Origin of the sequence: Pseudomonas sp. SCPG-7 (assembly GCF_002156405.1) — a bacterium.
GTDB classification, from domain to species: Bacteria; Pseudomonadota; Gammaproteobacteria; order Pseudomonadales; family Pseudomonadaceae; genus Aquipseudomonas; species Aquipseudomonas parakoreensis.
The window spans coordinates 1-12,981 of the sequence record NZ_MVOO01000027.1 but is presented as its reverse complement, the minus strand read 5'-3'; the positions used below and the strand labels follow the sequence as shown (position 1 = coordinate 12,981).

Here is a 12,981-nt window from a genome sequence, read left to right as displayed (position 1 = left end):
ATGCGTTCTCTAACCTTCCACCTGAAAATCCTGATCACCATTCTGGTGCTCCTGGGCGTTTCGGTTACGGCCTATCAGATTTTCGTGCTCGGCATCCCGGTGACCGAAGACGCTACCGACGACCTGTGGAACATCGACGCCAAAGTCGAGTTCGTCGCCAGCACCAAGGATCCGGTGAAAGTCCAGATGTTCGTGCCGCCGCTGAGCCGCGATTACGTCAGCCTCAACGAAAGCTTTATCTCCAATAATTACGGCGTGGCGGTCAACCGCGTCGACGGCAACCGCAAGGTCACCTGGTCGGCGCGCCGGGCCAAGGGCAACCAGACCCTTTATTACCGTCTGGTACTGACCAAACGCTATACCGCAGAAAAATCCAAGATCAAAGGCCCGACCTTCCGCGACAGCATCGCCATCGAAGGCCCGGAAAAAATCGCCGCCGAAGCCCTGCTCGCACCGATCCGCCAGCACTCGGCCGACGTCGAGACCTTCATCGGCGAAGCGATCAAACGCGTCAACAACGTCAACGACGACAACGTCAAACTGCTGCTGGCCGGCGATCCGTCGACGCCGCACAAGGCGAAGATCGTCGAACTGCTGTTGTCGATCGCCCACGTACCGGTAGAAAAAGTCCACACCATCCGCCTCGTTGCCGATCAACCGCAAACCCCGGAGCTGTGGCTGCGCAGCTTCAATGGCAACGACTGGCTGTACTTCAATCCGGAAACCGGTGAGCAAGGCCTGCCGACCGACCGTCTGCTGTGGTGGACCGGTGATGAAAACCTGATCACCGTCGACGGCGCGAAGAAAGCCAACGTGACCTTCAGCCTGAACAACAGCGAGATGAACGCGATTCGTCTGGCCAAGCTGACCGACGAAAACACCGACGCCAACTTCCTCGAATACTCGCTCTACGGCCTGCCGCTGCAGACCCAGCAGACGTTCATGATCATGGTGATGATCCCGATCGGCGTGCTGGTGATCCTGATCCTGCGCAACCTGATCGGCCTGCAGACCCTCGGCACCTTTACCCCGGTGCTGATCGCCCTGGCCTTCCGCGAAACGCAACTGGGCTTCGGCATCCTGCTGTTTACCGTGATCACCGCGCTGGGCCTGTCCTTGCGGTCGTATCTGGAACATTTGAAGCTGCAGATGCTGCCGCGCCTGTCGGTGGTGTTGACCTTCGTGGTGGTGCTGATTGCCGCCATCAGCCTGTTCAGCCACAAGCTGGGGCTGGAGCGTGGCTTGTCGGTGGCGCTGTTCCCGATGGTGATTCTGACCATGACCATCGAACGCCTGTCGATCACCTGGGAAGAACGCGGCGCCAGCCATGCCATGAAAGTGGCGATCGGCACCCTGTTCGCCGCCTCGCTGGCCCACCTGATCATGACCGTGCCGGAGCTGGTGTACTTCGTGTTTACCTTCCCGGCGATCCTGCTGATTCTGGTCGGTTTCATGCTGGCGATGGGTCGCTATCGCGGTTACCGCCTGACCGAACTGGTGCGCTTCAAGGCTTTCCTGAAGAAGGCTGACGCCTGATGTTCGGTTTCTGGAAGACCTGGAAGGCTCTGGAGGCGCGGGGCATCATGGGCATCAATCGGCGTAACGCCGACTACGTGCTCAAGTACAACAAGCGCAGCCTGTACCCGATCGTCGATGACAAGATCATCACCAAGGAGCGCGCGATCGAGGCCGGCATTCATGTGCCGGAACTGTACGGCGTGATCTCCACGGAGAAGGAAATCGACAAGCTCGACGCGATCATCGGCGGGCGCAACGATTTCGTGATCAAGCCGGCTCAAGGTGCGGGCGGTGACGGCATCATCGTCATCGCCGACCGCTTCGAAGGCCGCTATCGCACGGTCTCGGGCAAGATCCTTGCCCACGAAGAGCTCGAGCACCACATCTCGAGCATTCTCACCGGCCTGTATTCGCTGGGCGGTCACCGCGACCGCGCACTGATCGAATACCGGGTGACCCCGGATCAGATCTTCAAGAGCATCAGCTACGAAGGCGTGCCGGACATCCGCATCATCGTGTTGATGGGCTATCCAGTGATGGCCATGCTGCGCCTGCCAACCCGTCAGTCCGGCGGTAAGGCCAACCTGCACCAGGGCGCCATCGGCGTCGGTGTCGATCTCGCCACGGGCCTGACCCTGCGCGGTACCTGGCTGAACAACATCATCAACAAACACCCCGACACCACCAACGCGGTGGATGGCGTGCAACTGCCCTACTGGGACGGTTTCATGAAACTCGCCGCCGGCTGTTATGAACTGTGCGGCCTGGGCTACATCGGTGTGGACATGGTGCTTGACCAGGAGAAAGGCCCGCTGATTCTCGAACTGAATGCGCGGCCGGGGCTGAATATCCAGATTGCCAACGACTGCGGGCTGACTCAGCGTACGCATGCGGTCGAGGCACACCTGGAGGAGCTGAAGGCGCGTGGTGTGACCGAGTCGGTTGAAGAGCGGGTGGCGTTTACTCAGGAGATGTTTGGGCATATTCCGGCGGTCGAGGGCTGATCCCCGTGGCGAGGGAGCTCGCTCCCGCTCGGCTGCGCAGCAGTCGTAAGATTTTTGGGGAGCGCTTCGCACTCCAACGGGAGCAAGCTCCCTCGCCACAGGTTGCTCGTCAGCCGCTGCGGATCTGCCAATCCCCGACATCCCCTCTAGGAGCAATTCCCGCAGAGGACTACAATCCCCACCCCGCCTCGATGGCCGATCTGCCCCGCCCATGTTGACCTGTTCCGTACACCCGCTGCCCTACCGTGCCAACCCCGCCGATTACTTCGCGGCCATCCGCCATGCGCCCGGTGCGGTGCTGCTCGACAGCGGCCGGCCGAGTGCCGACCGTGGCCGTTATGACCTGCTCAGCGCCTGGCCGCTGGCACAACTGGCGGTGTTGCCCGATGAGAGCGGCGACGTTTTCCTGCAACGCCTGCGGGATAATCTGACTCGCCTGGGCGACGCGCAACTGCCTGCCGAATACGACCTGCCTTTCGCCGGTGGCCTGATCGGCTATCTGAGCTACGACTTCGGCCGACATCTGGAGGATCTGCCGAGCCTGGCCCGGGACGATCTGCAACTGCCCGACGCGCGGTTCGGCCTGTATGACTGGGCGCTGATCAGCGATCACCAGACCGCCACCAGTCAATTGGTGTTTCACCCGTCACTGGCCGACAGCGAGCGGCAAAGGCTGATCGCGCTGTTCAGCCAACCGACCTCAGCGCCGCTGACGCCGTTCAAGTTGCACACGCCGATGACTGCCGATCTTTCGCCGGACGACTATCGCCAAGCGCTGGAGCGCATTCATCAATACATCCAGGCCGGCGACTGCTATCAGGTCAACTTCGCCCAGCGTTTCCGCGCAACCTGCCAAGGCGATCCATGGCTGGCCTACTGCGCGCTGCGCGAGGCTTGCCCGACACCGTTTTCCGGTTTCCAGAGCCTGCCCGACGGCGACGCGGTGTTGAGTCTGTCGCCAGAGCGCTTCGTCAAAGTCAGCCAGCGCCAGGTGGAAACCCGCCCGATCAAAGGCACTCGCCCGCGCGGCCTGACGCCTGCCGAAGACGCGGCCAACGCCGCCGAACTGCTGGCCAGCCCCAAGGATCGCGCGGAAAACCTGATGATCGTCGACCTGCTGCGCAATGATCTCGGCCGCACCTGCCGCATCGGCTCGGTGCGGGTACCGGAGCTGTTCAGCCTGGAAAGCTACCCCAACGTGCATCATCTGGTCAGCAGCGTGACCGGGGAACTGGCGGATGACCGCGACGCACTCGACCTGATCGCCGGCAGTTTCCCCGGTGGCTCGATCACCGGCGCACCGAAGATCCGCGCGATGCAAATCATCGACGAACTGGAGCCGACGCGACGCGGGTTGTATTGCGGCTCGCTGCTGTACCTGGACGTACGCGGCGAGATGGACAGCTCCATCGCGATTCGCAGTCTGTTGGTCAAGGATGGGCAGGTATGTTGCTGGGGGGGTGGCGGGATCGTGGCTGATTCGGATTGGCAGGCGGAGTATCAGGAGTCGATTACCAAGGTCCGAATCCTCCTCGAAACCCTGCAAAACCTCTGAATGACGCAACCCCTGTAGGAGCTGCCGAAGGCTGCGATCTTTTGATCCTGTTTTTAAACAATCAAGATCAAAAGATCGCAGCCTTCGGCAGCTCCTACAGAGGGATTGAGGGTTACAAGGACAGGTCGCGGTTCGAAGCCTTGAGGAACTCCTGCTTCAACTCGGCAAACGTATGCACCGCCGGGAACTGCGGGAATTCGCGAATCACGTTGTCCGGCGCATGGAACAGAATCCCCGCGTCCGCCTCGCCGAGCATGCTCGTATCGTTGTACGAATCGCCTGCCGCAATCACTCGGTAGTACAGGCTCTTGAATGCCAGCACCGACTGACGCTTGGGGTCTTTCTGACGCAGTTGATAACTGGTCACCCGCCCACTGTCGTCAGTGATCAGGCGATGGCAGAGCAAGGTCGGGAAGCCCAGTTGGCGCATGAGCGGCTGGGAGAATTCGTAAAAGGTGTCCGAGAGAATCACCACCTGGAAGCGCTCGCGCAGCCAGTCAACGAACTCCACCGCGCCATCCAGCGGCTTGAGGGTGGCGATCACTTCCTGAATGTCCGAGAGTTTCAGGCCGTGCTCGTCAAGGATGCGCAGACGCTGCTTCATCAGCACGTCGTAATCGGGAATGTCCCGGGTCGTGGCCTTGAGGGATTCGATTCCGGTTTTTTCGGCGAAGGCGATCCAGATTTCCGGTACCAGTACCCCTTCAAGATCCAGGCAAGCAATTTCCACAAGACACTCCCGTTTGTAGTGATTATTGAGTCGAGCGAGCCCGAACTCTAGCGACTCCCCCGCGACCGCGCAACGCAGCGGGCGCCCCTTACTCCACCGCTTTTTGTTACCATCGGCGCCATATAGAGCGCCCAGCGCCACCGACCTGTAGGAAGCCGCCCTGATGAGCCCAACGTTCGATGTCGTGGAACTCGCCACGACCTATGCCAACAAATCCGCCCAGGACATCCTGAAACTCGCGTTCGCCGAGTTCGGTGATGAATTGTGGATCTCTTTCAGTGGCGCCGAGGATGTGGTGCTGGTGGACATGGCCTGGAAGCTGAACAAGAACGTCAAGGTGTTCAGCCTCGATACCGGCCGCCTGCATCCGGAAACCTATCGCTTCATCGATCAGGTGCGCGAGCACTACAAGATCGACATCGAACTGGTGTCGCCGGACTACACGAAACTCGAACCGTTCGTGAAGGAAAAAGGCCTGTTCAGTTTCTACAAGGACGGTCATGGCGAATGCTGCGGCATCCGCAAGATCGAGCCGCTGCGCCGCAAACTGTCCGGCGTCAAAGCCTGGGCCACCGGCCAGCGCCGCGATCAGAGCCCGGGCACCCGCAGCGCCGTGGCGGTGCTGGAGATCGACACCGCGTTCTCCACCCCGGAACGCACCCTGTACAAATTCAACCCGCTGGCGCAAATGACCAGCGAAGAGATCTGGGGTTACATCCGCATGCTCGAACTGCCGTACAACAGCCTGCATGAGCGCGGCTTCATCAGCATCGGCTGCGAACCGTGCACCCGCCCGGTCCTGCCGAACCAGCACGAACGCGAAGGCCGCTGGTGGTGGGAAGAAGCCACGCAGAAAGAGTGCGGGCTGCATGCGGGGAATATCATCAGCAAGGCGTAAATCTCTGCCTCAATGATGCCCCCTGTGGGAGCGAGCTTGCTCGCGAAAGCGTTCTGACAGTCACCGGATTTGTTGACTGGAAAGACGCCTTCGCGAGCAAGCTCGCTCCCACATTTGCTTCGTGGTGCCATGAAAAAATGTGTACACACGAATGTCACCATCGGTGCCATTTATGTGTGCACTTTTTGCTTTCACGCCCTGAAAAGTTACATCCCTGCTGAATTCCCCTGCGCTCTTCCACCTACGCAAAATCCTCAGAAAAAAATAAATACCTGTTCAATCGGTCAATTTATAACCAAATATTTTCAACCACTTAGCGCTCATCGATAACTTTTCGAAATGAGCGCAGCGCTCCATAGATCGCTAACTGGCACAGATCTGGCTTTGGTGCATACATTTTTTGTATACAAAACTGCAAAACATCTATCCACACTTTCGATCCGCAAGCCTGAAGCGCCCTATCCCGTACAGGCTGCAGATGCCCCGTAACCAGTGATGTCTGCTGGCCGCGACGAAGATTTGTCGAGCCCTGAGCTCATGCACAGTCATCGTGGCCCCGCCCATCAGGAGCCTGCCGGAATGCGTACAAGTCTCTCCAACAACATCGCGTTGAATCTGCCCGCCTCTGCCCTCGACCAGCCATCGCCCGACGCGGGTCTGGCCGACCCGTGTCAACTGAGCCCACGCCTGCACAACAGCGACCTCGCACCGACCCGGGCCGAAGGGCGGCGCTGGGGCAAGTACAGCATCTTCGCCCTGTGGACCAACGATGTGCACAACATCGCCAACTACTCGTTCGCCATCGGCCTGTATGCGTTGGGCCTGGGCGGCTGGCAGATTCTGCTGTCGCTGGGGATCGGCGCGGCGCTGGTGTACTTCTTCATGAACCTGTCCGGCTATATGGGGCAGAAAACCGGGGTGCCGTTTCCGGTGATCAGCCGGATCAGTTTCGGCATTCACGGCGCGCAGATTCCGGCGTTGATTCGCGCGGTGATCGCCATCGCCTGGTTCGGCATTCAGACGTATCTGGCGTCGGTGGTATTTCGCGTGTTGCTGACAGCGATTCACCCCGGGTTCGCCGATTACGACCACAACTCGATTCTCGGCCTGTCAACGCTGGGCTGGGTGTGCTTCGTGGTGATCTGGTTCGTGCAACTGGCGATCCTCGCCTATGGCATGGAAATGGTCCGCCGTTACGAAGCTTTTGCCGGCCCGGTGATTCTGCTGACCGTTGCGGCGCTCGCTGCGTGGATGTACACCCAGGCCAACGCGACCATTGCCTGGTCGATCCGCGACCCGCTGACCGGTGGCGAGATGTGGCGCAATATCTTTGCCGGCGGCGCCCTGTGGCTGGCGATCTACGGCACGCTGATCCTCAATTTCTGCGACTTCGCCCGCTCCTCGCCATGCCGCAAGACCATCAAGGTCGGCAATTTCTGGGGCCTGCCGGTGAATATTCTGGTGTTCGCTGCCATCACCGTCCTGCTCTGCGGTGCGCAATTTCAGATCAACGGGCGGATCATCGAAAGCCCGACCGAAATCATCGCCTCGATTCCAAATACGTTCTTTCTGGTGCTCGGTTGCCTGGCGTTCCTGATCGTCACCGTTGCGGTGAACATCATGGCCAACTTCGTCGCCCCGGCCTTCGTCCTCAGCAACCTGGCGCCGAAGTACCTGACCTTCCGCCGCGCCGGGCTGATCAGCGCGACCATCGCCGTGCTGATCCTGCCGTGGAACCTCTACAACAGCCCGCTGGTGATCGTGTATTTCCTCTCAGGTCTCGGCGCCCTGCTCGGCCCGCTGTACGGGGTGATCATGGTCGACTACTGGCTGATCCGCAAAGGCCGGATCAACGTCCCGCAGTTGTACAGCGAAGATCCCAACGGCGCTTATTACTACAGCCACGGAGTGAATTTCCGCGCGGTGGCGGCGTTCATTCCAGCAGCGTTGATCGCCATTGTCCTGGCGCTGGTGCCGGGTTTCCACAGCATTTCGCCGTTCTCCTGGCTGGTGGGTGCCGGCATTGCCGCGATGCTCTATCTGATCATCGCCAAACGTCAGCCGCACTACGCCGACGTCAGCGGCGAATCGATCGCCGTCGACAACGTCAGCCATTAACTTCCTTGCGGCCCGGGTTTGGGCCGCTGAACTGCCCGCAATAAGGACTTCTCATGCGTATTCTTGTGGTCAACGTCAACACCACCGAATCCATCACCCAGGCCATCGCCCGCTCGGCGCAGACGGTCGCGTCTCCCGGCACGGAAATCGTCGGCTTGACGCCGTTCTTCGGCGCCGACTCGGTGGAAGGCAATTTCGAAAGTTATCTGGCGGCCATCGCCGTGATGGATCGGGTGATGTCCTACGACCAGCCTTTCGACGCGGTGATTCAAGCGGGTTACGGCGAACACGGTCGCGAAGGTTTGCAGGAACTGCTCAACGTGCCGGTGGTGGACATCACCGACGCCGCCGCCAGCACTGCGATGTTTCTCGGCCACGCCTATTCGGTGGTCACGACGCTGGATCGCACTGTGCCGCTGATCGAGGATCGGCTGAAACTGTCCGGCTTGTGGGATCGCTGTGCATCGGTGCGGGCCAGCGGTCTGGCGGTGCTGGAACTGGAGCACGAGCCACAACGGGCGCTGGAAGCCATCGTGCAACAGGCGGAACTGGCAGTCACCCAGGACAAGGCCGAAGTGATTTGCCTGGGTTGCGGCGGCATGGCCGGGCTGGACGAACAGATCCGCCGCCGTACCGGGGTACCGGTGGTGGATGGCGTGACGGCGGCGGTGACCATTGCTGAATCGCTGGTGCGACTGGGGTTGTCGACGTCCAAGGTGCGGACTTATGCGACGCCCCGGCCGAAGCAGATCATAGGCTGGGCGGAGCGGTTTGCCCGGTAGACCGCGTTATCGTTCATCGCGGGCAAGCCTCGCGCCCACAGGTTTCGCGTTGTATCACCATCATGTGAACGACGAAGAACCTGTGGGAGCGTGGCTTGCCCGCGATGGCCACACCTCGGTCCCAAAGTCCTGCTCAAACAGCACTGAACCGCCGAGCCAACCCCTGCTGCGCAAACTGCTCAATCACAAAATCGACAAACGCCCGAGTCTTGCCTGGCAACAATTTATGCTCGGCGTAGTAGATCGAAATGTTGCCGTCATCGATGTACCAGTCCGGCAGTACGCGCTGCAATGTGCCAGCCTCCAGATACCCCACGGCAAACGGCATGCTAACCAGCGCGATCCCCAGCCCCTGCGCTGCCGTGGCGCAGGCGGCTTCGGAGTCGCTCATGGTCATTCGCGTCTTCAGGGTCAAGGGCTGACAGAGCTGACTGCCGCTACTGATCAACTGCCAGGAGCGCACACGACCGGTTTGCGGCGAACGAATCAGGATGCCATCGTGACGTTGCAGATCGTCCGGTTCGGCAATCGCCTCGTGCTTTTGCAAGTAGTCAGCAGACGCCACCAACACACGATGCGCGGGTGCCAATCTGCGTGCGACCACGCCTTGGGGCAATTCAAAGCCCCCGCCAATCGCCGCATCGAAACCCTGCCCAATCAAGTCGACCTGACGGTTATCAAAATGCCAGTCAGGGTTGATCGCCGGAAACCGACGTAAAAACTCTTGCAGCAACGGCACGATGTACAAACGCCCGAATACCGTGCCCATGCTGACTTTCAACGTCCCCGCCGGCAGTCCTTCCACACTCGACAGATTGGCCACCGCATTCTGAATCGTCGTCAGACTGCCACTGACCTGACTCAAAAACAGCTGGCCGGCCTCGGTCAGGGTCAGGCTGCGTGTACTACGCTGGAACAGCCGTACACCGAGCCGCACCTCGAGCTTCGCCACACTCTTGCCGACGGCGGCCGGGGTCAGGCTCAAGCGCCGGGCGGCTTCGGCAAAGCTGCCGACTTCGGCGCTGCGCACGAAGCATTCGATACTGCTGAAAGTTTCCATGATCGCCACTATAAACTTCTGGTTTACACAGACTATAGCAATCATGGTCTACACGGTTGTCGATGCGAGGCCGATACTCGGCTCCAACAACAAGGCACCCCGCCTTGAATTTTCTGGAGATCGAACATGACCACTCAACACCTCAGCGGCAAAGTCGCTCTGATTCAAGGCGGTTCCCGTGGTATCGGCGCCGCCATCGTCAAACGTCTGGCCGCCGAAGGCGCCGCTGTCGCCTTCACCTACGTCAGCTCCACCGCCAAGGCCGAAGAGTTGCAGCACAGCATCACCGCCAACGGCGGCAAAGCGTTGGCGATCAAGGCCGACAGCGCCGACGAAGGTGCTATCCGCAACGCCGTCAGCGCCACCGTCGAAGCCTTTGGCCGCCTGGATATTCTGGTGAACAACGCCGGCGTCCTGGCCATCGCGCCGCTGGAAGACTTCAAACTGGAAGACTTCGACCAGACGCTGGCGATCAACGTACGCAGCGTGTTCATCGCGTCTCAGGAAGCCGCCAAGCACATGAGCGAAGGCTCGCGCATCGTCAACATCGGCAGCACCAACGCTGACCGCATGCCCTTCGGCGGTGGCGGTGTGTACGCGATGAGCAAATCAGCACTGGTCGGTCTGACCAAAGGCCTGGCCCGCGACCTCGGCCCGCGCGGCATCACCATCAACAATGTGCAACCCGGCCCGGTCGACACCGACATGAACCCCGCGCACGGTGATTTCGCTGAAAGCCTGATCCCGCTGATGGCGGTGGGCCGTTACGGCACTGCCGATGAAATCGCCGGTTTCGTCGCCTATCTGGTGGGCCCGGAAGCCGGTTACATCACCGGTGCCAGCCTGACCATCGACGGTGGTTTCGGCGCCTGATTGCGCTGAATCCCGGATACAAAAAACGCCGCACCTCTTTGCAGAGGGCGGCGTTTTTTATCGGCGCTTATTGGCTGATCAAGCCCACTCCAGCGCCGGCAAACCGCAGGCACCCGGGGTAAACGCCTTGAGCGTTCGCAGAATCCCGTCGGCATGCGCGTATTTTTCATCGGCCATGGCCGCGTCGGGAATCGCAATGGCAGTCATTCCCGCCGCTTTCGCCGCAGTAACGCCAAACGGCGAATCCTCGAACACCAGGCAATCCTCAGGCGCGACACCCAGACGCCGGGCCGCAGTGAGGAAGATGTCCGGCGCCGGCTTGGCTGCGCCGACTTCCGGGTCGTCCGCCGTGACAATGAAGTCGAACAGCGCAAACCAGTCGCGGTGCAGGGTGGTTTTCTGGCCGAACGACTGCCGCGACGAACTGGTGCCCACGGCGATCGGAATGTTGTGTGCCTTGAGGTGGCGAATCAGCTCCTCCGCGCCCGGCATCGCCTGGGCCCTGGGAAAGCGTTCACGCATCAGCGGCTCGCGGATCACCAGAAACTCTTCAGCGCTGATCGGCAGATCCAGCGCCTGCACCACGTAGTTCGCCAGATCATTGGCGCCACGACCGATGATGTTCTGTTTAACGCTCCAGTCGAAGGTCCGCCCGTAACGCTCGGCAATGAGCGAGGTGACCTCGGTGTAGATGCCTTCGGTGTCCAGCAGCAAACCGTCCATGTCGAAAATCACGGCCTTGATCGGGCCAAACGTCTTCATCGGTGCATTCATCATCGGATCCGTTATCAAAAACATCCCGGGCGGCCCAGCTGGCGCCGCTGCTTGGATCTGATTAATGGGTTCAGCAGCATAGCGAGGCCAGCGGACATTGAGCAACGGGCAATGTTTACGAGCCGTGGAATGACTCGCTGATGTTTAGCGAAAAGCCCTACAGATAACGCCTACTTTCCCGACTTCTTTCCACTTTGATCCCCCGCAAAGTCCGCGCACCTCTTTCACGTGCGCGAGTGCTTGCGAATGTTCCAAACCGATCGGCTCCTGGCCCTGAACAACAGCATCGGCCTGCTGGTGGTTGCCGCCCTGAACCCGCAACACCCGGACTTCGAAACGCTGATCCGCGAGTTCCGCCTGTGCCTGAACGACTACGAGGCCTGGGCCGAGCAGTTCTGGACGGGAACCGCGCTGGATGTCGAGCAAGTGTTCAAGGTCGGCGACGACGTGCACCTCAGCGCTCCGGTCAAATCCCGCCAGCCGATCCAGACCCCGGTGGTCATGTGCCCCGCGAGCGGCCCGTTGACCCTGGTGCACCTGTTCGAGGCGGCGCGCTTCGTACCGATCGGCGATACGCCGGTGATGCTCGAACCAGTAATCGGCGAGGTCGACGGGGTATTGAGTTTCGGTGAACCACTGCGCCATACCATCGGCCCGAGCGGCATTCTGGAAGTCAGCGACTGCGACCGGGGCCAGCGTTATCGCATCACCTTCTTTCCTGATGTGTCCAGCGCCCATATCCAAGCGCTGTACGCCTCCTATGAAGAGATTCTGGACGGGCTGGAGGTCTGGCTTCGCCAGGAGTGGGACGGGTTTCAGCCGCTGTGGGCGGAGTTTTCCGGCGCCGGTTTGGCTGATCGTTACCAGCAGTTGCAACAGGCCGACTGGCGCGGTTTCGAGAAAGCCCTGCACGACATCTGGGATGACGTTAAACAGCTGTTTGCCCTGCTCGCCAACCTGCAGGCCAACAGTGAAAAACTCCTGCAGTACTTGAGCGATGTCGAGTTGCAAGCGCTGCTCGACGCCTCCGGCGAGGCCATCGCCAATGGCTTGCTGATCCTCAGTGACGAGCCGTTGCTGTTTATCCATCTGGCAGCCTTCACCAGTTGGTTGAAGATGCTGCCGCCGCAGTACCTGGCGGAAGTGGTGGCAGAAGTCCGGGTCGAGTTGTTGATCAGCTTTTTGCTGATGCGCGTTTGCGGCGGCGTTGGCGTGCCCGTGCGACTGAGCAGCAAGGTGCTGAGCAAGATCAAGTCGCCCCGGGCGCGGCAATGGCTGGCCGCATCGGCCTTGCGCCTGAGCGAACTGACCTCCACTGCGGATCTGAGCAAGCACGCGGGCGCGCTGAAGCCGTTGATGGTGCATGCGCGCGACATCCCGTTGAAGCCGACGCCGGCGATCCCGCTGAACATTCGACAAGCGGACGCCGTGGTTTTAAGCGTGCCAAATCCGGCACCGATGGCCCGGGACAAGTCCCGTGGCACCACCCGGATGGAGCGTCACGAACCCCGCGACGATGCTTCGAACCAGGCCAAAAACCCCAACGGCGACAGCGCCGATTGCGCGCCGCTGACCTGCACCAACGGCTGTCCGGTGTCGATGGTCACCGGCGAAGAACTGCTAGCCCTGACCGATGGCACGCTCGATGGCTTGCTGCCGTTCGAGTTCA

Annotated in this window: 10 protein-coding genes and 1 pseudogene; 8 read left to right on the top strand and 3 right to left on the bottom strand. The window is 60.6% G+C overall.

The window, feature by feature from the left end:
- The 3 genes from B1722_RS27150 (at position 1) to pabB (ending at position 4,077) form a co-directional block, all read left to right on the top strand.
- Positions 1-1,536: an inactive transglutaminase family protein gene (locus B1722_RS27150; RefSeq protein ID WP_041067624.1), complete on the top strand. Its 1,536-nt coding sequence runs from the start codon at positions 1-3 to the stop codon at positions 1,534-1,536.
- Positions 1,536-2,522 carry an alpha-L-glutamate ligase-like protein gene (locus B1722_RS27145; RefSeq protein WP_041067621.1) on the top strand — a complete coding sequence of 329 codons (987 nt, stop codon included), beginning with the start codon at positions 1,536-1,538 and terminating at the stop codon, positions 2,520-2,522. Before B1722_RS27150 ends, B1722_RS27145 begins: the two co-directional genes overlap by 1 nt.
- A 211-nt stretch (positions 2,523-2,733) precedes the next feature.
- Positions 2,734-4,077, top strand: coding sequence for an aminodeoxychorismate synthase component I (gene pabB / locus B1722_RS27140; RefSeq protein ID WP_041067618.1), 1,344 nt, complete (start codon positions 2,734-2,736; stop codon positions 4,075-4,077).
- 112 nt (positions 4,078-4,189) lie between these two features.
- On the opposite strand, the gene thrH is transcribed toward pabB, so the two are convergent.
- A complete protein-coding gene (thrH, locus tag B1722_RS27135) occupies positions 4,190-4,807 on the bottom strand; it encodes a bifunctional phosphoserine phosphatase/homoserine phosphotransferase ThrH (RefSeq protein ID WP_041067615.1) in 618 nt (205 codons plus the stop codon).
- 163 nt (positions 4,808-4,970) lie between these two features.
- On the opposite strand from thrH, the gene B1722_RS27130 reads away from it, so the two are divergent.
- The 3 genes from B1722_RS27130 (at position 4,971) to B1722_RS27120 (ending at position 8,605) form a co-directional block, all read left to right on the top strand.
- Positions 4,971-5,705: a phosphoadenylyl-sulfate reductase gene (locus B1722_RS27130; RefSeq protein WP_003223260.1), complete on the top strand. Its 735-nt coding sequence runs from the start codon at positions 4,971-4,973 to the stop codon at positions 5,703-5,705.
- A gap of 579 nt (positions 5,706-6,284) precedes the next feature.
- Entirely contained in the window at positions 6,285-7,823 is a 1,539-nt protein-coding gene (locus tag B1722_RS27125) for an NCS1 family nucleobase:cation symporter-1 (RefSeq protein WP_041067611.1), read from the top strand.
- Positions 7,824-7,876: 53 nt separating this feature from the next.
- Positions 7,877-8,605, top strand: a complete 729-nt coding sequence (locus B1722_RS27120; protein ID WP_041067608.1) for an aspartate/glutamate racemase family protein — start codon at positions 7,877-7,879, stop codon at positions 8,603-8,605.
- A gap of 133 nt (positions 8,606-8,738) precedes the next feature.
- Here B1722_RS27120 and B1722_RS27115 read toward each other — a convergent pair whose 3' ends face one another.
- Positions 8,739-9,665 carry a LysR family transcriptional regulator gene (locus B1722_RS27115; RefSeq protein ID WP_041067885.1) on the bottom strand — a complete coding sequence of 309 codons (927 nt, stop codon included), beginning with the start codon at positions 9,663-9,665 and terminating at the stop codon, positions 8,739-8,741.
- A 126-nt stretch (positions 9,666-9,791) separates the two neighbouring features.
- Between B1722_RS27115 and B1722_RS27110 the strand changes: the two genes are divergently transcribed.
- Complete coding sequence (locus B1722_RS27110; RefSeq protein WP_086794940.1) at positions 9,792-10,538, top strand: 3-oxoacyl-ACP reductase family protein; 747 nt, start codon at positions 9,792-9,794, stop codon at positions 10,536-10,538.
- A 78-nt stretch (positions 10,539-10,616) separates the two neighbouring features.
- Here B1722_RS27110 and B1722_RS27105 read toward each other — a convergent pair whose 3' ends face one another.
- Positions 10,617-11,312, bottom strand: coding sequence for an HAD-IA family hydrolase (locus B1722_RS27105; protein ID WP_041067602.1), 696 nt, complete (start codon positions 11,310-11,312; stop codon positions 10,617-10,619).
- A gap of 246 nt (positions 11,313-11,558) precedes the next feature.
- Between B1722_RS27105 and B1722_RS27100 the strand changes: the two are divergent.
- Positions 11,559-12,981 (top strand): annotated as a pseudogene (locus B1722_RS27100) (type IV secretion protein Rhs); the annotation flags it as partial.